This is a genomic window from Streptomyces sp. NPDC001933, from assembly GCF_042890955.1.
Classification (GTDB): Bacteria; Actinomycetota; Actinomycetes; order Streptomycetales; family Streptomycetaceae; genus Streptomyces.
On record NZ_JBIASS010000004.1, the window covers coordinates 14,147 to 38,206 of the forward strand.

Annotated in this window: 18 protein-coding genes; 14 read left to right on the plus strand and 4 right to left on the minus strand. The window is 71.3% G+C overall.

The features are described from left to right. Window positions 1-85: 85 nt before the first annotated feature. Both ACFYY7_RS11130 and ACFYY7_RS11135 read right to left on the minus strand, forming a co-directional pair. A complete protein-coding gene (locus tag ACFYY7_RS11130) occupies window positions 86-910 on the minus strand; it encodes an MGMT family protein (RefSeq protein WP_388659835.1) in 825 nt (274 codons plus the stop codon). Next, complete coding sequence (locus tag ACFYY7_RS11135) at window positions 907-1,494, minus strand: RNA polymerase sigma factor (RefSeq protein WP_388659837.1); 588 nt, start codon at window positions 1,492-1,494, stop codon at window positions 907-909. The genes ACFYY7_RS11130 and ACFYY7_RS11135 overlap by 4 nt, the downstream gene beginning before the upstream one ends. A gap of 252 nt (window positions 1,495-1,746) precedes the next feature. On the opposite strand from ACFYY7_RS11135, the gene ACFYY7_RS11140 reads away from it, so the two are divergent. Beyond that, a complete protein-coding gene (locus ACFYY7_RS11140) occupies window positions 1,747-2,832 on the plus strand; it encodes a methyltransferase (protein WP_388659840.1) in 1,086 nt (361 codons plus the stop codon). A 250-nt stretch (window positions 2,833-3,082) separates the two neighbouring features. Next, window positions 3,083-3,742 (plus strand): cupin domain-containing protein, encoded by a 660-nt coding sequence (locus tag ACFYY7_RS11145; protein ID WP_388659845.1) that lies wholly within the window; start codon window positions 3,083-3,085, stop codon window positions 3,740-3,742. 70 nt (window positions 3,743-3,812) lie between these two features. Here the strand turns inward: ACFYY7_RS11145 and ACFYY7_RS11150 are convergent, their stop codons facing one another. After that, window positions 3,813-5,270, minus strand: coding sequence for an MFS transporter (locus tag ACFYY7_RS11150; RefSeq protein WP_388659848.1), 1,458 nt, complete (start codon window positions 5,268-5,270; stop codon window positions 3,813-3,815). Between the two features lie 187 nt (window positions 5,271-5,457). Here ACFYY7_RS11150 and ACFYY7_RS11155 point away from each other — a divergent pair, with 187 nt between their 5' ends. Continuing rightward, window positions 5,458-5,907, plus strand: a complete 450-nt coding sequence (locus ACFYY7_RS11155) for a heme-binding protein (RefSeq protein ID WP_388659851.1) — start codon at window positions 5,458-5,460, stop codon at window positions 5,905-5,907. 24 nt (window positions 5,908-5,931) lie between these two features. Here the strand turns inward: ACFYY7_RS11155 and ACFYY7_RS11160 are convergent, their stop codons facing one another. Continuing rightward, entirely contained in the window at window positions 5,932-7,593 is a 1,662-nt protein-coding gene (locus ACFYY7_RS11160; RefSeq protein WP_388659855.1) for an FAD-dependent monooxygenase, read from the minus strand. A gap of 343 nt (window positions 7,594-7,936) precedes the next feature. Here ACFYY7_RS11160 and ACFYY7_RS11165 point away from each other — a divergent pair, with 343 nt between their 5' ends. From ACFYY7_RS11165 to metK, 11 genes are all read left to right on the plus strand, one after another. Beyond that, window positions 7,937-9,394 (plus strand): MFS transporter, encoded by a 1,458-nt coding sequence (locus ACFYY7_RS11165; protein WP_388659858.1) that lies wholly within the window; start codon window positions 7,937-7,939, stop codon window positions 9,392-9,394. A 364-nt stretch (window positions 9,395-9,758) separates the two neighbouring features. Beyond that, window positions 9,759-10,568: a 2-amino-3,7-dideoxy-D-threo-hept-6-ulosonate synthase gene (locus ACFYY7_RS11170; RefSeq protein WP_388661064.1), complete on the plus strand. Its 810-nt coding sequence runs from the start codon at window positions 9,759-9,761 to the stop codon at window positions 10,566-10,568. Beyond that, window positions 10,565-11,668 (plus strand): 3-dehydroquinate synthase II family protein, encoded by a 1,104-nt coding sequence (locus tag ACFYY7_RS11175; protein WP_388659861.1) that lies wholly within the window; start codon window positions 10,565-10,567, stop codon window positions 11,666-11,668. Before ACFYY7_RS11170 ends, ACFYY7_RS11175 begins: the two co-directional genes overlap by 4 nt. 3 nt (window positions 11,669-11,671) lie before the next feature. Then, entirely contained in the window at window positions 11,672-12,661 is a 990-nt protein-coding gene (locus tag ACFYY7_RS11180; RefSeq protein WP_388659863.1) for a bifunctional transcriptional activator/DNA repair enzyme AdaA, read from the plus strand. Between the two features lie 17 nt (window positions 12,662-12,678). Further along, the gene (locus ACFYY7_RS11185) at window positions 12,679-14,421 is read left to right on the plus strand and encodes an AMP-binding protein (protein WP_388659866.1); all 1,743 of its coding nucleotides are present in this window, start codon (window positions 12,679-12,681) and stop codon (window positions 14,419-14,421) included. 95 nt (window positions 14,422-14,516) lie between these two features. Beyond that, window positions 14,517-15,518 (plus strand): methyltransferase, encoded by a 1,002-nt coding sequence (locus ACFYY7_RS11190; RefSeq protein ID WP_388659869.1) that lies wholly within the window; start codon window positions 14,517-14,519, stop codon window positions 15,516-15,518. A 276-nt stretch (window positions 15,519-15,794) separates the two neighbouring features. Beyond that, window positions 15,795-17,621 (plus strand): FAD-dependent monooxygenase, encoded by a 1,827-nt coding sequence (locus ACFYY7_RS11195; protein ID WP_388659872.1) that lies wholly within the window; start codon window positions 15,795-15,797, stop codon window positions 17,619-17,621. Beyond that, window positions 17,622-19,316, plus strand: coding sequence for an FAD-dependent monooxygenase (locus ACFYY7_RS11200; RefSeq protein WP_388659875.1), 1,695 nt, complete (start codon window positions 17,622-17,624; stop codon window positions 19,314-19,316). Then, a complete protein-coding gene (locus tag ACFYY7_RS11205) occupies window positions 19,313-21,289 on the plus strand; it encodes an FAD/NAD(P)-binding protein (RefSeq protein WP_388659878.1) in 1,977 nt (658 codons plus the stop codon). The genes ACFYY7_RS11200 and ACFYY7_RS11205 overlap by 4 nt, the downstream gene beginning before the upstream one ends. Further along, entirely contained in the window at window positions 21,286-22,797 is a 1,512-nt protein-coding gene (locus ACFYY7_RS11210; RefSeq protein ID WP_388659881.1) for an adenylosuccinate lyase family protein, read from the plus strand. The genes ACFYY7_RS11205 and ACFYY7_RS11210 overlap by 4 nt, the downstream gene beginning before the upstream one ends. A gap of 16 nt (window positions 22,798-22,813) precedes the next feature. Further along, window positions 22,814-24,022 (plus strand): methionine adenosyltransferase, encoded by a 1,209-nt coding sequence (metK, locus tag ACFYY7_RS11215; RefSeq protein WP_388659884.1) that lies wholly within the window; start codon window positions 22,814-22,816, stop codon window positions 24,020-24,022. The last annotated feature ends 38 nt before the right edge of the window (window positions 24,023-24,060 follow it).

The following is a 24,060-nucleotide window of genomic DNA, read 5'->3' on the forward strand; positions in this document are numbered from 1 at the left end:
AACGGAACACCAGTGCGCCGGGAAGGGTTGCCCCCGCGTCGTTCGTCCTACCGGACAGCGCGTCGTGCGCCGTACCGGACAGTCCTCAGACGGAGACCGGCCGGCAGCTTCGGCAGGCGCGGTAACCGGCGCCCCTGGCCTCGGCGGCGGTGCGGAAGGGCCGCTGGTGGGGAGGGGTGATCCGGCGGGCGTGGGCACAGGTCGGATGGCAGTAGATGTAGGTGGTGTCGCTGCCGAGCAGGACGCCGCCTCGCCGGAACAGCTCCGCCAGCCGCAGCATGTCGATCCCCTCCGCGGATCGCAGCGCCCTGCCGGTGGCAGGGGTGTACGCGCTGTCGCACGGGGTGCCGTCCTCGTAGGTGACCCGGTGGCAGGGGATCAGCAGTGTCAGCGGGTTCCGCGCCAGAGTCCCGGTGACGAAGCCGTTGACGCCCGGCACGTCCACCACGTCCGCCTCCCGCGCGATCCAGCTGACCGGCCGCAACTGGCCCTTCGGCACGGTCCTGACGGCCTCCAGCACGGCGCGCTCATGGGCGTCGAGGCCGGTGAGGTCGACGGGCAGCGACTTGGCGCGTCCGGTCCGCAGGGCGGGGCGCAGCCCGGGGAAGGGCATGGTGGAGCGGATGGCGGTGCGTCCGGTCCGCTGCCAGTGGATCTCCTCGAACATCTCGGGGCTGACCACCATCGACTCCAGCGCGGAGCCGGTGACCGCGGTCGGGCTGTATGCCGCGTACAGGCCGCCCGCGTCGGTGTCCAGCAGGACATAGGCGTCGTACCGCTCGTGGGAGATCCCGACGTGCCGCAGAATGCGCAGCGTCAGATCCACCGGGCCGGGAGACGTGAGGCCGGCCAGCGCGTCCTCCAGGGAGTGGTCCCAGGGCGCGGGGCCCGCGTTGTCGTTCTGACTCACTTCAGCACCTCCCTCGGGGGTGGACCGCCGGCTTCCAGCAGCTCCCGCAGATTACCGACCCCGCGGGAGACCTGTGCCTTGACGGTGCCCACCGGGCATCCCTGGGACTCGGCGATCTCCCCGTAGCTCATCCCGACGACGTGCCGCAGGACCACCGCGACCCGGGACTTCTCGGGGAGTTCGGTCAGCGCCGAGACCAGCCGGCCCCGGTCGTCGGCGGTGGTGGCCCGTTCCTCCGGCCCGGGGCTCTCGTCGGCCCAGGAATCGGCGGAGTTCTCGACCGGGGTCGGCGACACCGGGTGGCGGACGTTGGTACGGATCTGGTTGCGCCAGACGTTGGCCGCGATAGTCATCAGCCAGGCGCGGCACCGTAACTCCCGTCGGCGCGAAGGGGAGTAGCCCCGCAGGGCCGTGTAGGCGCGCAGGAAGGTGTCCTGTCCCAGGTCCTCCGCTTCGACAGCTGACCCGGTGACCCGGAACAGGAACGCGTGGACCGCCCTGGCGTGGAGGCGTACCAGCTCCGTGAAGCCGTCGTCGAGGTCCACTGCCAGCCGCTCCGTCAGGTGTTCGGCCGTTTCGTCCATCGCCGTTCAGAACACCAGCTGGGCGTAGAAGGTTGCGCGGTCCCTGTCGCCGCAGGTCGTGCCGTCGTTCTCGCCCCTCCCCGTCGGGTGCTCCGGAGCGCCGTCATACGGCGTTCCCGGTGGTGTTCCCGGTTCGGCCGCAAGTTCCGGAGTGCCCGGCACTGATCCGGCTCCTACGTTTGGCACACACGACGCTTGCCCAGAACGACGCCGGACAGGCCAGGAAACCGGACAGGCCAACGAAGGAGACCGATGAGCTCGCAGGACGCCGTACTCACCAAGTTCCGTGAATACACTCTGGGCCCGCTCAGGTTCATGAACCTTCTCAGCTGTTTCGAACTGGGAATCGTCGATTCGCTCAAGGAGGACAGGAGCGGCGGGCTGACTGCAGCTCAGATAGCGGAGAAGGCCGGCGTGACCCCCTCCGCCGCCGAGCAGTTGCTGCACCTGATGGTGAAGGAAGACTTCGTCTCCTTCGACGAGACCGCGTCCACCTACGCGCTGGACGGTCTGCGGGACCTGACGGACGAGGACCTCGCGCGGGTCATCCCGTGGATGAACATGGTCAAGGAGGTCTGCCTGCGACAGCTCTACCACCTGTCCGACAGCGTCAGGACCGGTACCGTCGTCGGCCTCAAGGAACTCTTCGACTTCGACGGCAACTTCTACGAGGCGAGCACGCGGCACCCCGAACTCCAGGCGTCTTGGGGCGCCATGATGGACCAGGTCACCGATTTCATCGACCCGTGGTTCTACGACCAGCTGGACGTCGGCAAGGACACGAAGATCCTGGACCTGGCCGGGAACACCGGTCTCGGCGCGATCCTCGCCTACCGCCACAAGGGCGTCAAGGGTGCCGAGAACCTTCAGGTGACCTGCTTCGACTTCCCGGAGAAGGAGGCCGAGGCCCGGGAGAACTTCCGCGAGCACGGCGTGGAGGAGAACTGCTCGTTCATCGGCGGTGACGTGTTCCAGGGCCTCCCCAAGGGCTTCGACACCATCATGATCAAGCACTTCCTGGACATGTTCGACAAGGAGAACGTCTACCGCATCTTCCAGAGCGCCCATGACGCGCTGGAGGTCGGCGGACAGGTCTACGTCCTGGTGCCCATCCACCCCGAGGACGTGAAGGTCTCGAACTCGGTGGACTTCTTCCCCGCGTACATGCTCGGCTGCACCATGGCCCAGGGCGGACCGCAGAAGATCTCCACGTACGAGCAGTGGATGGAAGCCTGCGGCTTCAAGGTCACCAAGGCGATCTCGCAGGACATCAGCACCATGCCGCCGGATGTGATCCCCGTCCACGGGATCATCTGCGGCACCAAGATGCCCTCCTGAACACCCCTCGGTCCGGTGGGTGCGGACGGGTTCCGGGCAGGGGGCGGGGCACGGCCCCGGCGGTGGTTCCGGCGGTTCCCCCGCCGCCGGGACCGGCCGCCGGGGCCGTGCCCCGCACCGTTCAGCAGCACAGGCAGGTAGCAGCACAAGCAGGTAATAGCACAGATGCGCAGCAGTGCAGGTACGTGAGAGGACATGGAAACACCCGACCGGTGTTCCCACCGCACAGAATGCAGCAAGGAGAGGGAAGATGGCCGTGAGTGCCGGTGAGGTCTACTACAACCCCCCGTGCCGTCAGAAGATCGTCGTCCGTACGGCCGCCGCCGACACCGGCGGAGCCCGGTCGGTACTGGACCTGTACGTCGCTCCCGGTGGCTTCGCCGCCGACTATCACCTCCACCCGGCGAGCGAGGAGCGGTTCACGCTCGTCCGCGGCCGGCTCCGGGTCAGCATGGCCGACCGGGACGTCATCCTGGACGAGACCGGGCAGACGGTGGCGGTCCCGCCGGGCACGTCGCACCGCTTCTACAGCGCGAGCGACGACGAAGAGACCCTGGCGATCGTCGAGTTCACCAACCGGGCGGAACGGTTCGAGGTCCTGCTGCTCCGCGAGCTCTTCGGCCTGGCGGAGGAGGGCCGGAGCGACGACCAGGGGAAGCCGAACCTCATGCAGACCTCCCTGACTCTGCGGGAGTTCTCCGACGTGCTGCGGTTCACCGGTCGCCCGTGGCCGCTGCAGCGCGCCCTGTACGGCGCGGTCGCTCCGCTCGCGCGGCTCAGGGGCTACCACGCCTGCTCGCCCGTCACAGGGTGGAAGCCGGCGCAGCGGGCGGAACTGGAGGAGCTGCCGCCGGAGGTGGAGCGCCAGCTGATAGCGCGTCAGCGCGCGGGCGTGCAGCCGCGGGTTTGAGAGCGCCTGGACGTACGCCGCCCCGCCACCGGAACCGGTGGCGGGGCGGCGTACGTCCAGGCAGTGGCGGTCAGCGGCGCAGCGCCGGTTCGGGGCGCGGCTCCTCGCTCGGCGCGGGGGCCACGGGCCGCGACGGGCGCAGCGCCCACTGGGCGATCACTGCGGCGACGACCGCAGTGCCCGCCAGTGAGGCGGCGACGACGGTGAACGCCGAGACCGCGTCGGCGCGGCCGGCATGCGGGGCGATGTCCAGGTAGACCGTGCCGAACACGGCGACGCCGAGCGAACCACCCACCTGGATGGTGGTGTTGAACAGCCCGCTGACCTCAGCGGCGTACTTGTCGGTGACGGTGCTGGTCAGTCCGGTCAGGGTGCCGCTGAAGGCCGCGCCGTACCCGAGGCCGCCGATGCCCAGCAGGGCGATCAGCAGAGCGTCGTTGCCGGCCTGCCCGGCGGCGAGGGTCACTGCGAGACCGGCGAAGGCGGCACCCAGCACCAGCCGCCCGACCGGAGCGGCGAGCCGCTTCGCACGTGGTCCGGAGCGGCCGAGGAGCGGTCCCGCGACACCGAACGCGGCGACCCAGGACACCAGGGACAGACCGGAGAATCCGGCGCTTCTGCCCAGCCCCTGCTGAAGGTAGAGGGCGAGGGCGAAGAGCAGCCCGAAGTAGGTGGCCACTGTGGCGGCCTGCGAGATCAGCGCCAGGGCCACGGGCCGCCGGGTCAGCAGCGAGAGGGTGACCAGCGGGTTGCCGCCGCGGGCGGCCTGGCGGCGCTCCACCCGGACGAACAGCACGAAAGCGGCCACCGAGGCCGCCAGACTGGCCCAGGTCCACAGCGGCCAGCCGGCCTCCCGGCCCATCACGATCGGCACCACGAGCAGCAGCAGCGCCGCCGACAGGGTCAGTGCGCCCGGGACGTCGAGCCGCTTGCTTCGCTTCGGCGCCACCGCGGGCAGGCAGAACCACGCGACCGCGAACAGGGCGATGCCGACCGGCACGTTGATGATGAAGGCGGGTCGCCAGGCGGTGCCGAACAGGTTGGCCGAAACCAGCACCCCGCCCAGCACCTGGCCGAGGACGGCGCTGGTGGAGAGCACAGCGGTGTAGAGGCCGAGGGCCCGGGCCCGTTCCCGTCCCTCGAAGTGCAGCTGGATCCCGGTCAGCACCTGCGAGGTGGCCATCGCCGCGCCGGCGCCCTGGACGATCCTCGCCCCGATGAGCACCCCTGCCGTCGGGGCGAAGCCGCAGGCGGCGGAGGCGGCGGTGAACACCACGAGGCCGATCAGGTACACCGTGCGGTATCCGTGCCGGTCGCCCAGCCGGGCGCTGGTGATCAGCAGCATCGCGTAGGTCAGTGTGTAGCCCGAGACGATCAGCTCCAACTGGCCTCCGGAGGCCCCGAGATGATCCCGGATCGACGGTGTCGCGATGTTGACGATCGCGATGTCCACGCTGCCGAGAAACATCCCGCCGAGCAGCGAGACCAGGAGCCAGCCCGAGTGCCGGGCGGGCGGTTGTTCTTCCATGAGGAGTCTCCGGATGGGTTGCCATGGGTGTCAGCCGGTAGCGGCACTCAGCCGCTGGTAGGTGAACCCCGGCGGGACGGGGTCCGTTGCAACGGCCGGACCGTCGGCGGTGTTGTTCCCCTGAAAGGGAAGGACACTCAGCAGGTGTCCGTCGGAACATCGAAAGAACGAAGATGGAGACATCGACGTGAGTGACCTCGAGAAGACCGAAACCGCGGTGTTCACCGCCCGGAGTATCAGCCTGGCCGGCGCGCAGCGGGTCATCGGCGCGGCACTGGCCCACGCGGAGGAACTGGACTGCCGGGTCTCGCTCGTGGTGATCGACGCCGGGGGCAACATGACGGCGATGGCCAGGAGGGAGGGTACGGCGAACACAGCCACCACGGTCGCGCTGAACAAGGCCAACACCGCGCTGACCCTGCACACGGCCACCGATGTGTTCGGCAAGGCCATCGAGGACAACACCATGCTGGTGAGCAGCCTGGGCAGCCAGCCCGGTATCGCGCTGATCGCCGGCGGGCTGCCGATCACCGAGGGCGACGATGTGATCGGGGCGATCGGTGTCAGCGGATCGCGCGACGGCAAGGACCTGTTCATCGCCCGCGCCGGGGTGGACGCGCTGCGTTCGGCGGACTGAATCCGGCGCATCCACCCCGTCTGCTCACCCGGCGCCCGTCACCTGCGCCAGCAGGGAGACGGCGTCGCGTGGGAGGCGGTCGCCGCGCCACGCCACGTGCTGGTCGGGCCGGACCAGGGCCAGATCGCGGCCGTACAGCTCACGTCCGACGGGTCCGGGCACGTCCAGGACCGTCAGCGGCACACCACGGTCCGCGGCGGCGGCGCACAGAGCGGCGCCGTCCGGCGGTGACGCCCCGAGGCGCAGCAGCGTGAAGCCGGCACCGAGCCGGTCGTACAGCGAACTGCCGGCGCCGCGCCCCCCGTCCAGCCACAGATGCGGGGCGCGGCCGCCCGGGACGCCGCTCGGCGTGTACGTGGTGAGCGAGTCGGGCGGCGGGGTGTCGTCGTCCTCGGCGCGGATCACGGGGGAGCCGTCGTACCGGGCTCCGAGCTGGACCCCGATGGACGAGAACTGCTCGCCGAGGGTGCCGAGCAGGGCGGCGGCCGCCGCCCGCGCGCTGCGCCCGGCCGCCGAATCGTCCTCCAGGGCGGCCGGGCGTTCGATGGCGCCCAGATTCTGGTTGAGGGCCCGTGCCGCAGCGGTGTTGCGCAGCGCGACCGGACGCCGCTCCGCGCTGTAGGACTCCAACAGCCGGGCGCCGCCCCAGCCCCGCGTCCCGGCGGCCAGTTTCCACGCCAGGTTCGCGACGTCGTCGATCCCGGTGTTCATCCCGAACCCGCCGGTGGGCGTGAACAGATGGGCCGCGTCCCCGGCGAGGAACACCCGGCCGGTACCGAAGCTCCCGGCCACCAGCGCCACCCCGGGCTTCCATGCCCGGTGGCCGAGCACCTCCACCGGCAGGTCGGTGCCTGCCGCGGACCGCACGATCCGTACGAGCTGCTCCGCGTCGAAGGCGTCCGGGTCCAGGGAACTGGTCAGCAGACAGAACTCGTCCGCGCCGTCCAGGGAGATGAGGTTGACCACCACATCGGCGTTGACGGCCCAGTAGCTCCACGCGTCCCGCCCGCCGAGCAGGTCCCGGCGCAGGGTGGGCAGCCGCAGATACGCGGCGGTGGCCTTCCGGCCGAGGACGTCCTGGTCGAGCGTGTGTTCCCCGGTGTACTCGATGCCCGCCGAGCGTCGGACGAGGCTGCGCCCGCCGTCGCAGCCGACGACGTAACGCGCCCTGGTCCGGCGGCCCTGATGGTCCCGGACGGTCACCCCGTCCGCGTCCGGCAGGATCTCGTCGACCCGGACCCCGTACCGCAGGGTGATGTTCGGCCGGGTCCGCGCGTGCCGGACGAGGAACCGCTCGACGTACATCTGGTTGGCGCGGTGCAGTGGCTCCGGGACCTGGCCGTCGGCGGGCGCCGAGGCGACGGCCTTCCGCTTCTCCGCGCCGGACGGCATCGGCAGTCGGGCCAGCTCGTATCCGCTGTAGCGGGTGAAGTAGGCGACGTCCGTCGCCTGGTGCTCCGGCAGCCCCAGGGCGCGGATCGGATCGGCTATGCCCAGCCGCCGGTAGTGCTCCATGGTGCGCGCGTTGTGGGTGTTGCCCCGTGGGTGGTCGAAGGAGGCGTCCCCCTCGTCGTACACCACGCACGCCACGTCCTGGGCGTCCAGCAGGAGGGCGAGGGCCAGACCGACCGGCCCCCCGCCCACGACGACGACAGGGGCCCGTGCGGCGAAGTCCTGTTCCGGCATGCCGACCGTCCTCGAACCGAGTCTGGAAACGCTGACCGGGGCAGGCTACGGACCTCCCCGGCCCGCCACGCTCAGGTTGTTGCGGCCGAATCACCACTGTCGCGTCTGTGCAGGTCAACAGGGTGAACTGGAGGCTTTTGAGCGTCCGGAAACCGTCGAACTCCGTGTCTGATTTCCGCTAGCGCCGGTCTCGGCGACGGAGCACAGTGGAGAGGTGACCGGGTCCGGCGTGACCGGAGCACGGGGAATCGTGAAGCGCCGTGCAACCGAAACGGCGCGGCCGGTGTTCTGTCATCACCGGCTCACACCGGCCAGGACGTCGAGCAGGAGAAGGGAACCTGTCATGCAGGTGCGGACTACGGCCCGCGCGGACGCTTCGGCGGCCGTGACGGACACAACGGCCGGCAAGGCGGGAACCCGTTGGGCGGGAATCGGGCTCGCGCTGATGCTGTGCGCCCAGTTCATGGTCATGCTCGACTCCTCGATCGTGACGGTCGCCATCCCGGACATCCAGCGGGAGCTCGGCTTCTCGCAGGCGGGGGTGCAGGGCGTCATCACCGCGTACAACGTGGCCTTCGGTGGCGCGCTCATCCTGTGCGGACGCATCGGCGATCTGCTGGGCCGGCGCCGGGTCTTCGTGATCGGCATGGTCGGCTTCGCGCTCACCTCACTGATGTGCGGTCTGGCGCAGAGCGCGGTGATGCTGGTGGCCGGACGCGCTCTCCAGGGCTTCTCGGCCGCGCTGATCGCGCCGACCGCCCTGGCGCTGCTGACCACCTCCGTCCCCGAAGGGCCCCAGCGGGTCAAGGCGATGAGCAAGTTCGGTATCGCGACCGTACTGGGATTCGTCAGCGGACTGGTCCTGAGCGGGACCCTGGTACGTGAGTGGGGGTGGCAGGGTGTGTTCTACGCGACCGTGCCCGTCGGGTTCCTGGTGGCCGTGCTCGCGCCGAAGTTCATCGCCCGCGCCCCCCGGCAGCCGCACCGCATCGACGTGGTCGGCGCGATCCTGATCACCGTCGGTGTCTCCCTGGTGGTCGCGGCGCCCGCGCAGGGCGTGGCGTCCGGATGGACGGCGGCCGCCTTCCTCATTCCCCTTCTGGCCGGTGCCGCACTGCTCGCGGTATTTCTCTGGTACGAGACCCGGCACCCTGAGCCGCTGGTCCGACTCGGGCTCTTCCGTTCCCGTTCGCTGCGTGCGGCCAACGTCGTATCGGTATTCTCCGGTGTCAGTTCCGGTTCCGCTTATCTGCTGACGACCATGTATCTCCAGCAGGTGCTGAATTACTCGCCGTTGAAGGCCGGGCTCATTGTTGCGCCGGTCGGGGTCCTGAACATCGCCTTTGGTTTCTTCATCGGACGGCTGATCAACCGCATCGGCCTGCGCGGCTCCATCACGGCCGCGACGGTACTGTCCGGTCTGCTCATCGCGCTGGTCGCCTCCCAGGTGTCCGCCGCGCCCAGCATCGTGCTCTTCGCCGTGGTGCTGCTCCCCATGGGGATGGCGTTCATGGCGACCACGATCACCTCCACCCTCGCCGCCACCTCGGGTGTCGCCAATCATGAGCAGGGGCTCGCGGCGGGTGTGCGCCAGACGTCGTTCCAGCTCGGCATCGCTCTCGGTGTGGCCGTACTGGTGCCCATCGCCTCCAGCCGGGTGCACGGCGCGGGCCCCGGCCACGCGGCCGAACTGGCCGACGGGATCCAGCTGACGCTCTATCTGCTCGGCGCCCTGGTGGTGGCCGCCGGGCTGTTCGCCTTCCACGGCTTCCGGCCGGCCCGGGAGAAGACAGCGCGCTGATCCGGCCCCAGTACGCTGCCCGACCGCAGCCCGCTCGAATTCCGTTCTGGCGGCAATAAAGGTTCAACCATTCCAACAGAGAGGCGGCATGGACCCCTTACCGGGTCCATGCCGCCTCTCTGCTTTCCTTCTCCAAAATCCCCTGGACCTGAGTGTTCCGCTTGTCTGTAGCGGATCTGTGTAATTCCTGGTGTTCTCGGCCGCATGCTATTCGCACGACACGAAGACCTCCTCGGAAAGAGTCTTCCGCTCGATTGGCCGCCACCGAGGTTCCGGAATCGTCGTCGACCAGTCCCAGGGCGCGTTCGCACGAAGGCCCGGACCGCCGTCCTCCAGCACGTGTCGCACAAGGGAGTGCCCGATGATGAGAACCACCTCCACGGGAAAACTGCTGCGTTTGACCAGACTGTCCGGACACGGGGACGGCCGGTACCTGTTTGTGCCGCTCGACCACTCCGTCTCCGACGGACCGATCGCCACTGCCGACCGGTTCGGCGAACTGATCCGGGAAGTGGTGGCCGGCGGTGCCGACGGCATCGTCGTGCACAAGGGCCGGGCCCGCGTCATCGACCCCGAACTGCTCGCGGACTGCTCGCTGATCGTCCACCTGAGCGCCAGCACCGCCCACAGCCCGGACACCGACGCCAAGGTCCTGGTCGGCGACGTCGAGGACGCCCTGCGGCTCGGCGCCGACGCGGTGAGCGTGCATGTGAACATCGGCTCGGACACCGAGGCGGCCCAACTCGCCGACCTGGGAGCGGTCGCCGCGGCCTGCGACCGCTGGGGTATGCCCCTGCTCGCCATGATCTATCCACGCGGCCCCCGGGTCACCGACCCCACCGACCCCGTCCTGCTGTCCCATGTCGTCAACATCGCCGCCGACCTCGGGGTCGACATCGTCAAGACGGTGTTCGCCTCCCCGTCCGAGCGGATGGCCGAAGTGATCGACAGCTCGCCGCTCCCGATCATCGTGGCGGGCGGCGCCCGCGCCGACAACCTGACCGAATTCGCCACCTCGGCGCTCGCCGTCGGGTGCAGCGGGCTCGCCGTCGGACGGCGGGTCTTCGGTGCCACCGCGCCGCGCGCCACCGTCTTCGAACTGGCCGGGATCGTCCACGGACACCCCGGCACCCTCCTCTCTTCTCCTTCTCCGCGAATGGCAGGTGCCCTGTGAAGCTCAGCTGGATAGACGTGCGTTCCATCGGATCGGCGAAAGACGCCATCGTCGAAGAGGCGATCCACGCCCGGATCGACGGGATCCTCGCCGCCGACCCGGCGGACTTCGCCCCGCTGCCGCCGACCGTGAAGAAGATTCTCTTCCCGCAGGGGGAGAAGCTCCCCGAGGACTTCGGCGCCGCCGACATCGTCATCGTCGAGCCGGCCAAGCACGGCGAGCCCGCCGAACTGGCGCTGCGCCACCCCGAGGTGGAGTTCGGCCGCTACGTCGAGATCGTGGACGCCGAGTCGCTGGAGGAGGCCTGCCGCTCCGGCCGTTCCGAGAAGTGGAGCGTGCTGGACTTCCGCGACCCGACGAAGATCCCGCTGGAGATCGTGATCGCGGCCGCCGCCAAGGCGGAGGGCAGCCTCATCACCATCGCCCACGACGTCGAGGAAGCGGAGATCATCTACGGCGTCCTCGAACTCGGCTCCGACGGTGTGCTCATGGCGCCGGCCGCGGTCGGCGACGCCACCGGCCTCAAGCGGGCCGGCGAAGGCGGCGTGCCGGACCTGGAGTTGGTGGAGCTGGAGATCACCGCGACCGCGCACGTCGGCATGGGCGACCGGGCCTGTGTGGACACCGCCGCCTACTTCGGCAAGGACGAGGGCATCCTCGTCGGCTCGTCCTCCAAGGGCATGATCCTCTGCGTCAGCGAGACCCATCCGCTGCCGTACATGCCCACCCGTCCCTTCCGGGTCAACGCCGGGGCCATCCACTCGTACACCCTCGGCCAGAACGAGCGCACCAACTACCTGAGCGAGCTGAAGGCGGGCAGCAAGGTCACGGCCGTGGACATCCACGGGAAGACCCGGCTGGTGGTCGTGGGCCGCGTCAAGATCGAGAGCCGCCCGCTCATCTCCATCGACGCGGTGGGCCCGGACGGCCGTACCGCCAACCTGATCCTCCAGGACGACTGGCATGTGCGGGTGCTCGGCCCCGGCGGCGTCGTGCTCAACAGCACGGAGCTCAAACCGGGCGACAAGGTGCTCGGGTACCTGCCCGTCGCGGACCGTCATGTCGGTTACCCGATCAACGAGTTCTGCCTGGAGACGTGACAGATGCGGGAGCGAGTGTCCGACCCGACGCGCAGAACACGACCGGCCGGCGACTCGCGCCCGCCCCAGGGGGGCGCGGCGGCGGGGCCGCCCCGGACCAGGGAGTTCCCCGACGACGACGCCCGCTGGCGGGCCGTACTGCGGCGTGACCGGCGCGCCGACGAGGCCTTCTGCTACTCGGTGGTGACCACCGGCACCTACAGCCGGCCGTCCTGCGGGTCACGGCACGCCCGCCGCGCCAACACCGTCTTCTTCCCGGACCCCGAGGCCGCCGAACGCGCGGGCTTCCGGCCCTGCCGGCGCTGCCGGCCGGACCAGGCGGTGTACGACCCGCACACCGCCGCGGTCGTCCGGTCGTGCCGGCTGATGGAGGCACCGGGCCCGGCCCCCTCGCTCGGTGAGCTCGCCGACGCGACCGGCTTCAGCCGGTTCCACTTCCACCGGCTGTTCACCGCCCTGACGGGCGTCACCCCCAAGGCGTACGCCGCCGCCTGCCGCGCCGACCGGCTGCGGCGGGAGATCCTCAGGACCGGGACCATCACCGAAGCCATCTACGAGGCCGGGTTCAACTCCAGCGGCAGCTTCTACGCACTGGCGCAGAAGCTGCTGGGCATGACGCCGAGCAGCTTCAAGAACAGCGGACGCGGCGAGCGCATCGGCTACGCGCTCGCCGAGTGCGAACTGGGCCTGCTCCTGGTCGGCACGACGTCCGCGGGTATCTGCTCGATCCAGATCGGCAGCGACGCCGAGACCCTCGTCGGGAGGTTGCGCAGCCGGTTCGCGGAATCCGGGCTGACCGCCGCCGACCCCGGCTTCGGCCGCTGGCTGGCCACGGCCCTGCGCGGCGCGGCCCCCCTCACGGGTGACGGCGGCATCCCCTGCGACATCCGCATCAGGGCGCTGGGGGAGTGGCTGCGGACCGCGCTCAACGAGTCACGGCCCGGGTCCCCCGCACGGCGGGCTGAACCCGCGCTCCCCTCACCGATGGCATGAGTAAGAGAGGAACACGGATGAACATCCTCGGGACCCATCGGTCCGTCACCCAGCGCCTGCGCCTGGCGGCGGACCGGCAGCTCGGTGCGGGCGACTTCTTCTGGCACACCTGGCGGACCGCGCGGGACCGGGATCGGCCGGTCCTGTTCCACCCCGACACCACGTCACCCGCCTGGGACGAAGGAGAGATGCCGGGGGTGTCTCTCAACGACATCCGGATCGCCGCGATCCGCTACGCCCACTGGTACCGCACCCACGGGGTGCGCCCGTCGACCCACGTCGGGGTCTTCACCCGCGACGGGCTGTACGGACTGCTCCACCACATAGCGATCACCGGCCTCGGCGCGGTCGCGGTGCACTGCAACCCCAACATGGCCATCGGTACGGCAGCCGAGTACTTCCGCCGCACCCGGACGACGGTCCTGGTGGGCGACGCGGACCTGCTGGCGGGCTGCGCCGAGTCCTGGTCGCTGCCGGACGCGGCCCCGGACCAGCCGCTCCTGACGGAGGACATCGCACGGTTCGACGAGACGGCCCCGCTGCCGCCCGCGCCGCTGACCGGGTTCCCGTACCGCCACCGGCCCGACGACCTGGTGATGATCTCGCACTCCTCGGGGACCACTGGGCGGCCCAAGGCCCCGGTCTTCACCCACGCGTCGTTCTTCAACGGCAAGCGGGAACGCCTGTGGACCTTCCCCTCGCTGCGCTCCGACCGGATGCTGACCGCGCTGCCGCACAGCCACTCGGCCGGCATCAGCTATCTCAGCATGGCCCTCATGCTCGGCATCCCGACGCTGCTGCTGGACGCGGCGGACGGCGCCTCGGTCGCGCGGGCCGTCAACTGGTTCCACCCCACCTTCGTCCTGGGGTTCCCGCTGACTCTGGCGGAGATCGACGTCTCCCGGATCACCCCGGAGGCGGCCCGGCACATCCACACCTGGAACGGCATGGGAGACGCCTCCCACGAACGCCACATCCGCCCGCTGACCGCGCTGGGCACCCGCCGCGACGGAGGGACGGCACTGGCCGGTTCGGCGTACGTCGACGGGCTGGGCTCGTCCGAGATGGGGATGGTTCTGTTCAAGCAGGTCTTCACCCCGCAGTCGGCCGGCTTCGAGCGGCTCATCGGCCGGCCGGTCAAAGCCGTACAGGACGCCGCGGTCCTCGACGAGCAGGGCCGGCCGCTGCCCGACGGCGAGGCCGGACTGCTCGGCGTCCGCACCCCCAGCATCACCCCCGGCTACTGGGACGACCCGACGCTCGGGAAGGAGTCCCTGCGCAACGGCTACTTCCTGACCGGTGACGTCGTCCGGCGCGAGAGCGACGGCCTGTGGTACCACCTCGACCGCACCCCCGACGTGATCCGCGCCGCCGACGGCCCGGTGTACAGCCTCCCCCTGGAGGAGGTCGTGCTGCTCACCACCCAGGCGCTGGACGCCGCGGTCGTCGCCGTGGCCGACCCCGGCGCCCCCGGGGCCCAGCTGCCGGCCGCCGTCGTGCTCTTCGCCGGCGACTCCGGCGCGGCGCCCGGCCCCGGTGACGCCTCCCCGCAGGACCTGCTGGACCGCTGCAACGAGGCGCTGGCCGGGCGCGGACTCGCACCGCTGAGCGCCCTCGTCATCGCCGCGGACCGCAGCGCCCTGCCGGTCGGCCCGACCGGCAAGGTCCTCAAGCGGCAGCTGCGCGAAGCGCACCGGGACCTGCTCGGCCGGCCGGCGGAAGCGGGCGTGGCCCAGTGCGGGCGGCTGCCCACGGCGTAGACCGCGGCCCGGCAGCGACGCTCGTACAGCGGCCCTCAGCAAGGGCCCGTCCGGCAACTCCGCAGGAAGACCTACACACCGAAAGGCTCGACGACATGGCCGACGGGCAACCCGCACGCCGAGTGGTGGACCTCCTCACCGGCGCTTGGCAGGCCCAAGCGCTCTACGCAGTCGCGGCACTCAACCTCCCCGACCACATCGCCGCCGGGGACACCAGCGCGGCGAAGATCGCCGCGGCGGCCGACTGCGACCAGGACGGCATCGAGCGCCTGCTGCGGCTGGCGACCGCCATGGGCGTCTTCGAGGACACCGCGGAGGGCTACCGGCTCACCGCGGTCGGTGAACTGCTGCGCTCGGACGACGAACGGTCGATGCGCGACATGGCGGTGATCTACGGCGAGGAGTTCCACCGGGCCTGGGGACAGGTGGTCCCCGCTCTGCGCACCGGCACCTCCGGCTTCGCCCTGGCCTTCGGCACCCCGCTGCGCGGCTATCTGGAGACGGAACCGGGCGCGGGGGAGAAGTTCCAGCGGGCGATGAACGCCGGCAACGTGTTCTTCCCCGACGTCCTGAAGGCCTACGACTTCACCCCCTGCCGCACCGTCGTCGACGTCGCCGGGGGCAGCGGAATGCTGCTGGCCACCGTCCTGCGGGAGTACCCGGAACTGCGCGGCGTGCTGTTCGACCTGCCGCACATGACCCCCGTCGCGCGGGAACACCTGCGGAGCACGGTGGGGCCCGACCACTGGCGGACGGTCGGCGGTGACGCCTTTCAGGAGGTCCCTTCGGGAGCGGACGTCTATCTGCTCTCCCGGGTCCTCCAGGACTGGGACGACGAACGGTGCGTACGGCTGCTCTCCGTCATCCGGAAGGCGATGCCCGACACCGGCCGGCTGCTGATCGTGGAGCGGGTCATACCCACGGACGGCTCCGGACTGTTGGCCCTGCTGTGGGACCTGCACCTGCTCATGGCCGCCGGCGGCCGGGAACGCACCCTGGACGGCTACCGGGACGTCCTGGCCGGCGCCGGGCTGCGGCTGGAATCCGTCACACCGATGGCCCTCGAAACGAGCCTGCTGGTCGCGGCACCGGCCTAAGGGCTGTCCCGTAATCCCTGGCGGGCGTGCGACGACAGCCACTTCCCCAAGCTCTCGGCTGCGCTCGAGCAGGGGAGACCCCATCCCTCGCCGCGTTGTCGGAACGCCCGAATACATCCAGTATTCGGGCGTCCCTCCGCCTTGCGATGCACCGCGTCCGACGCCGCACGCTGATCCACCAGGGATTACGGGACAGCCCTTAGGCCGTGTCGTCACGTCCCCGTCCGACCGACGGGGTCCGGCCGGCCCGCGACAACGCGAACCGAAGGAAGCGTGATGAACTCATCCCGGCGACCCGATCCGGCCGACCGGCACACCCCCGTACTCATCGTGGGCGGCGGCGGGTCGGGACTCACCGCCTCCCTGGCCCTGTCAAGGCTCGGAGTCGGCTCCCTGCTCGTCGAACGCCACCCCGGCACCTCGACGCTGCCCAAGGCGCACATCCTCAACGCCCGCACCATGGAGGTCTTCGGGCAGCTGGGCGTGGCCGGTGACATCTACCGCGAAGGCGCGCCGCAGGAGAACTGCGGGGCGATGGTGTGGCTGTCCAGCCTCGGCGGGAACGAGCCCTACGACCGCAAGGTGCTCTACCGGACCAGTGCGTACGGCGGCGGCGAACTGGCCGAACGCTACGCACGCGCCTCCGCCTACCCGCACGCCAACCTCGGCCAGCGGTGGCTGGAGCCGCTGCTGCGCCGGCACGCCGAAGAACGGGCCCCCGGGCAGCTGCTCTTCCACCACGAGCTGGTCGGACTCCGGGAGGACGCGGACGGGGTCACGGCCACCGTGCTGGACCGCACCGCCGACCGGACCTTCCAGGTGCGGGCCGGGTACGTCGTCGCCGCCGACGGCGGCAAGACCATCAGCCGGCTGCGCGGCATCCGCATGGCGGGCACCCCGACGTTCCTGGAGTGGATCAACCTCCATGTGCGCGCCGACTTCTCGGAGTTCATCCCGTACGACGACGCCGTCGTCAACCGCGTGTCGAGTCTGTCGGACGACGGGACGCTGGAGCACTGCGGAGTGGTGCCCATGGGACCGCGCCGCTGGGGGCGGCACTCCGAGGAGTGGACGCTGATGTTCTCCCGACCGCCGGGCGCCGCCGCACTCGACGACGACACGATCGTCAAGATGGTGCGCCGTACCCTGAAACTCCCCGACAACCACGCCATGGATGTCCGGAGCGTGAGCCGGTGGCCGGTGGAGGGCACTGTTGCCGAGCAATTCCGCTCCGGCCGGGTCTTCCTCGTGGGGGACGCAGCCCACCGCCATCCGCCGTCCGGCGCCCTCGGCCTCAACACCGGTGTCCAGGACGCCCACAACCTCGCCTGGAAACTCGCCCACGTCCTCGGTGGGCAGGCCGCCCCCGCGCTGCTCGACAGCTACGAGGCGGAGCGCCGCCCGGTGGCCGAACGGGTCGTCGAGCGGGCGCTGTACTCGCTGTTCAACCAGATCGCGTTCACCTCGGGCACCGGGGTGGTGCAGGGGGCCCGGCCGGAGTGGAACCGCGCTCAGATGACGGCGCTGTTCTCCGACACCCCGGACGGCGCGACCCGGCGGGCCGTGCAGCGCGAGTACTTCGCCACCAACCGGATCACCACCGAGCACCTGGGCCTGGAGATGGGGTACGACTACGGCGACGCCGGCTTCGTCGGCGACGACGGCACCGAGCGTCCCGGACAGGACCCGCTCGGCCTCGACCACGTGCAGGACGCCCGCCCCGGGTCCCGGCTGCCGCACGCCTGGCTGCGGCACGGCGGGCAGCGCGTCTCCACCCACCATCTGCACGCCGGCTGCGACTCGTTCCTGCTGCTCGCCGGCTCCGCGGGCGCCCCCTGGCTCGCGGCCGCCGACGAACTGGCGGACACCTGCGGTGTCCCGGTCACCGCGTACGCCGTCGGGACCGGTGACGACCCCCGGGACGACGACGGCACCTGGACGGAGCTCCGCGGCCATGACGACGAAGGAGCGGTCCTGGTCCGCCCGGACGGCTATGTCGCGATGCGCTGGCTGACGGGGCAGCCGCGGCCCGCCGCGGCTCTCGGGGCGGCGCTCGACCTCGCGCTGGCGCGCGGTGCGGTACGACCGGGAGGGCGTGACTAGATGTGTGAACCGCTGCGGACCCCCGTCGCCATCGCCGGCAGCGGACCGGTCGGACTGATGCTCGCCCTCTTCCTCGACCACCACGGCATCCCCAGCACCGTTTTCGGCACCGGCCGACCCTGGCGCGACGAGCCGCGCGGCACCACCCACGACGCGCGGACGATGGAGCACTACCGGCGGCTGGGCGTCTCCGGCCCGATCCGGCGGCTCGGACTGGCCGCCGGCCACCCCACCGACATCGCCTACTTCACCCGTTACAACAGCCCTGAACTGTCCCGGCTCCCGCAGCCCGCCCGGACCCAGCGGCTGCGACAGGTCGCGGGGGCGCCCCGTACCGACCAGCTCCCCGAGCCGGCCCACCGCGCCGACCAGACGTCCGTCGGGGACCTCCTCTCCGAACACGCCAGGACCCGCCCCAACATCACGCTGCTCGGCGGCCGGCAGATCACCGGGCTCTACCAGGACGCCGGGCAGGTGCGCGTCCGCGCCGGGCACCCGGGCCGCCCCGACGAGGAGTGGACCGCGCGGTACGCCGTCGTCAGCGACGCGGGACCCGGCTTCGTCCAGCAGGAGCTGGGCATCCGCTACGAAGGACCCGCCACCGGCGCTCCCGGCCGGGCGGACACCGGGCCCCGGGCGACAGCCGCGCACCTGCGCCTGCCCACCTTCCACCGAGAGGTGCTCTCCGGACAGCCCGCCTGGAGCTACTGGGCGATCAACGCCGACCTCATGGCGAACCTGATCGCGCTCAACGGCGAGGACGAGTTCCTCCTGCTGACCAGTTCGGTGGATCCCGACACCGCCGACGCGGCCCGGCTCGCCGACCTGGTCCGGTGCGCGGCGGGCACCGACCTGCCCGTCGAGGTGCTCAGCCACAGCTCCTGGGCGCCGGGCGCGGCGCTGGTGGCGGAGCGGTTCGTCAAGGGACGGGTCCTGCTGGCGGGCGACTCAGCTCATCTGTTCACCCCGGACAGCGGGTTCGGCCTGAACACCGGGGTCGACGACGCCGCCAACCTCGCCTGGAAGCTCGCCGCCGTCCTTCAGGGCTGGGGCGGCCCCGGCCTGCTCGCGACGTACGGCAGCGAACGCCGGCCGATCGCCCTGCGCAACACCGCGGCCGCACGTGAACTCCACGCCACGATGGCGGAGATCGAGCGCCCCACGGCCCTGGACACCGACACTCCCGAGGGCATCGAGGCCCGCGACCGGGTGGGGGGCCTCCTGCGCTGCCACGGCCAACGCACCGACTCGATCGGGATCCAACTCGGCGTCCGCTACGACGGATCACCGATCATCGCCCCCGACGCGGACGCCGAGATCCCGGGCGACCCCTGGGGCATGTACCTCCCGACGAGCGTCCCCGGCGGCCGCGCCCCCCACCTGTGGCTGGACGACTGGCACGGCCAGGGCAGCTCCCTGTTCGACCGCTTCACCCCCGGCTTCACCCTGCTGCGGCTGGGCCCGGAACCACCGAGCGGCAAACCGCTGCTCGCGGCGGCCCAGGCGCACGGCATGCCCCTGCAGATCCTGGACGTCGAGGACCGGCCCGCCCGTGACCTCTACGAACGGGACCTGGTCCTCATCCGGCCGGACCAGCACGTGGCCTGGCGCGGAAACCAACTGCCCACCGATCCGGGCGACCTGGTGGCACGGGTGACCGGGGCCGGACGGGCCCTGACCGGGAGGCGGATATGACCGCAGGAGACCTGGAAATCTGTGTGGTGGGCGCGGGACCGCGCGGACTGTCGGTCCTGGAACGGCTCTGCGCCAACGAACGCGCCCGGCCGTCCCACCGATCCGTCGTCATCCACGTCGTCGACCCCTTCCCGCCCGGCCCCGGGCGGGTCTGGCGGACCACGCAGTCCGCGCTGCTGCTGATGAACACCGTCGCCTCGCAGGTCACCGTCTTCACAGACGACAGCGTCGAGATGGACGGGCCCGTGGAACACGGCCCCAGCCTGTACGAATGGGCCAGGTCCGCAGTCCTGGGCCGCAGCGCGGACCGGTACGACGACCGCACCCGGGCCGAGGCCCGCGATCTCACCCCCGACTCGTACCCCACCCGGGCCTTCTACGGCCGCTACCTCGCGGACGTCTACCAGCAGGTGTGGGACCGGGCGCCGGACCACTGCACCCTGCGCGAACACCGCACGCGGGCTGTGGCGCTGGAGGACACCGGCGGTGTCCCCGGCGGCTCGCAGACTCTCACCCTGGCCGACGGCACCCGGCTGCCGGGCCTGGACGCCGTCGTCCTCGCCCAGGGACACGTCCCGTCCCGCCCCACCGCACGCGAGGAGGAGTGGGCCCGCGCCGCCTCCGCCCACGGGCTGACGTACCAGGGCCCGGCCAACCCCGCCGACCTCGACCTGTGCGCCGTCAAGGCCGGCCAGACCGTACTGGTCCGGGGCCTGGGACTGAACTTCTTCGATCAGATGGCACTGCTCACCCGCGGTCGCGGCGGCACCTTCGAACGCCGGGACGACGGCACGCTCGTCTACCACGCCTCAGGACAGGAGCCGTACATCCGGGCCGGCTCACGGCGCGGCATCCCATACCACGCACGCGGCGAGAACGAGAAGGGCGCGCACGGACGGCATGTCCCGCGAGTGCTCACCCCGCTGACGATCGGCGGGCTGCGCCGCCGCGCCGTCGACGCCGAGCGCGTCCACTTCGGGACGGACCTGTGGCCGCTGATCGCCAAGGAGGTCGAGAGCGTCTACTACGAGACGCTGTTGACCGCGCGTGGCCAGACCTCCGCCGCCCTGGATTTCGTCCGCCGCTACCTGGCGGCGCCGGCCGGTGAGGGCGAACGGCTGCTGCTCGACGACTTCGGTATCGACGAACCCGACCGCTGGGACTGGAAGGCCCTCTCCCGGCCCCTCGCGGAGCGCCGGTTCGACGACCGCCACACCTTCCGCGACTGGATGCTCGACCACCTGGCGCAGGACGTACGCGACGCCCGGGCCGGCAACCTCAGCGGACCGCTCAAGGCGGCCCTGGACGTCCTGCGGGATCTGCGCAACGAGATCCGGCTCGCGGTCGACCACGGCGGCCTGGAGGGCAATTCCTACCGTGACGATCTCCAGGGCTGGTACACCCCGCTCAACGCGTATCTGTCCATCGGCCCGCCTGTCTCCCGCGTCGAGGAACTGCGGGCCCTGATCGAGGCCGGCGTGGTGGAGATCATCGGCCCGGACCTGGAGATCGGCATCGACACCGGCAGCCGCCCCGCGTTCGTGGCCGTCTCCAAGACCCTCGACACGGAACCCGTCCGCTCCACCGTCCTCATCGAGGCCCGGCTGCCGGAACCAGACCTCCGGCGCACCGGGGACGCCCTGCTGCGCCAGCTGCTCACCAGCGGACAGGCAGTTCCGTACCGGCTGGAGGGAAACTGCGGCACCGAGTACGAAACCGGCGGCCTGGCGGTCACGGAACGCCCCTACCGGACGGTGGACGTCCACGGCCGCACACACCCCCGCCGCTTCGCGTACGGCGTCCCCACCGAATCCGTCCACTGGGTGACGGCGGCCGGCATCCGGCCCGGCGTCAACTCGGTGATCCTCGGCGACTCCGACGCCATCGCGCACGCGGTCCTGGCGCTCGTCCCCGCACGCGCCGGGTCGGCCGCCGACCGCTACGACGGCGGCCTGGCGGAGGTGGCGTCATGAGTGCGGGCTTCGACGGCGGGACCGACAGCGGGCTGCTGTCACCGGTACGGGTCGGCGTCCCCGTCGAGGAGGCGGTCTGCGACCGCGCCTGGCTCCAGGCGATGCTCGACGCGGAAGCGGCGCTGGCCCGCGCCCAGGCGGCGCTGGGGACGATGCCCGCTCCGGCGGCCGAGGCGATCACCCGCGCCGCCCGCGCCGAGCGGATGGACCTGCGCTCCCTGGCCCTGGCCTGCCGGGAGACCGCCAACCCCGTCGTCGGTCTCGTCCAGGCCCTCACCGCGGCGGTCGCGGCCACCGACCCCGCCGCGGCCGAGTTCGTCCATCGGGGATCGACCAGCCAGGACGTGCTGGACACCGGGGTCATGCTGGTGTGCCGCGACGCGCTGCGGCTGATCGGCGCCGACCTGGAGCGGACCGCCGCGGACCTGGCCGGCCTCGCCGGACAGCACCGGAGCACTGTCATGGCGGGCCGCACCCTGGCCCTGCACGCGGTGCCCACCACCTTCGGCCTCAAGGCCGCTGGATGGCGGGCGCTGGTCCTGGACGCCGGAGCCCGGCTGCGCGCCGTGGAGCGGACGCTGCCGGTTTCGCTCGGCGGCGCGGCGGGCACCCTGGCCGGCTACCTGGAGTACGCGACGCCCGACGGCCCGCCGGACGACCCCGACCGCTATCTCGACCTGCTCGTCGACCGGTTCGCCGCCGAGACCTCGCTGGCCCGCCCGGTGCTGCCCTGGCACGCGCTGCGCACCCCCGTCGCGGACGTGGCGGCGGCGCTGGCCTTCACCGCCGGGGCGCTGGGGAAGATCGCCGCCGATGTGCAGGTGCTGACCCGGACCGAGATCGGCGAGGTCACGGAACCCGCCGTCGCCGGGCGCGGCAGCTCCTCGGCAATGCCCCACAAGCGCAACCCCGTGCTGGCCACCCTGATCCGCAGCGCGGCCCTGCAGGTCCCCCTGCTGGCCACCGGACTGACCCAGTGCCTGATCTCCGAGGACGAGCGCTCCGCCGGCCCCTGGCACGCCGAATGGCTGATGCTGCGCGAAGGCCTGCGGCTGACCGGCGGCGCCGCCCACACGGCCGCCGAACTCGCGGCCGGGCTGGTCGTCAGCCCCGGCCGGATGCGCGCGAACCTGGCGCTCACCGGCAGCCAGGTGGTGACCGAACGGCTGGCGGCGGTCCTGGCCCCGCACTTGGGCCGGGCCCGCGCCAAGGAACTGCTCAGCGACGCCTCACAGACCGCGGTCCGGGAGGGACGGCCGCTGTCCGAGGTCCTGCGCGCACACCCGGACGTCGTCCGCTGCCTCGACGAACCGACCCTGGAGAAGCTGCTCGACCCCACGGCCTACACCGGCGCCGCCGAAGCGCTCGTCGACCGGGCCCTGGCCGCGCCGTCCCCGTTCGCCACCGAGGAGACCACCTCCGGCGTGCGGCCGAGCACATCCGATGCCGAACCGCCCCTGTCAAAGGCCGAATCCACCCTGGCCGACACCGAATCGACCATCCGCTGACCGAAGGGCCTCACTGATGTCGACACGCCTGTTCACCTCGGAGTCCGTCACCGAGGGACACCCCGACAAGATTGCCGACCAGATCAGCGACACGATCCTGGACGCCCTGCTGAAGGAGGACCCGGCCGCCCGGGTCGCCGTGGAGACCCTGATCGCCACCGGTCAGGTGCACATCGCGGGCGAGGTGACCACGTCCGCCTACGCGCCCATCGACCAGCTCGTGCGCAACAAGATCCTTGAGATCGGCTACGACTCCTCCTCGAAGGGATTCGACGGCGCCACCTGCGGCGTCTCGGTCTCCCTCGGCACCCAGTCGCCCGACATCGCCCAGGGCGTCGACAACGCCTACGAACACCGCACCGGCGGCGAGGGCGGGGAACTCGACCAGCAGGGCGCGGGCGACCAGGGCCTGATGTTCGGCTACGCCACCGACGAGACTCCCAATCTGATGCCGCTGCCGATCGAACTCGCCCACCGGCTCTCCCGCCGCCTCTCCCAGGCCCGCAGGGACGGCTCGATCCCCTATCTGCGCCCCGACGGCAAGACCCAGGTCACCATCGAGTACCGGGGCAGCCGGCCGGTACGACTCGACACCGTCGTCGTCTCCTCGCAGCACGCCGCCGACATCAGCCTGGACGGCCTGCTGACCCCGGACATCCGCGAGTACGTCGTCGAACACGTACTGGCCGAACTCGCGGACGATGGCATCAAGCTCGACACCGACGGCCACCGGCTGCTCGTCAACCCGACCGGACGCTTCGAGATCGGCGGCCCGTTGGGCGACGCGGGGCTGACCGGCCGGAAGATCATCATCGACACGTACGGCGGGATGGCCCGGCACGGCGGCGGCGCGTTCTCCGGCAAGGACCCCTCCAAGGTGGACCGTTCGGCCGCCTACGCGATGCGCTGGGTCGCGAAGAACGTCGTCGCCTCCGGTCTCGCGGAGCGCTGCGAGGTCCAGATCGCCTACGCGATCGGCAAGGCCGAACCCGTGGGCCTGTTCGTCGAGACCTTCGGCACCGCCAAGGTCGCCGTCGACCGGATCGAGCACGCCATCGCCGCCGTGTTCGACCTCCGCCCGGCCGCCATCATCCGCGACCTGAATCTGTTGCGTCCGATCTACGCCCAGACGGCCGCCTACGGCCACTTCGGCCGGGAGCACCCCGACTTCACCTGGGAGCGTACCGACCGCGTCCACGCCCTGCGCCAGGCCGTCGGCCTCTGACACCGGGCAACCGGCCCCGGCTCCACCCCGCCGCCCCT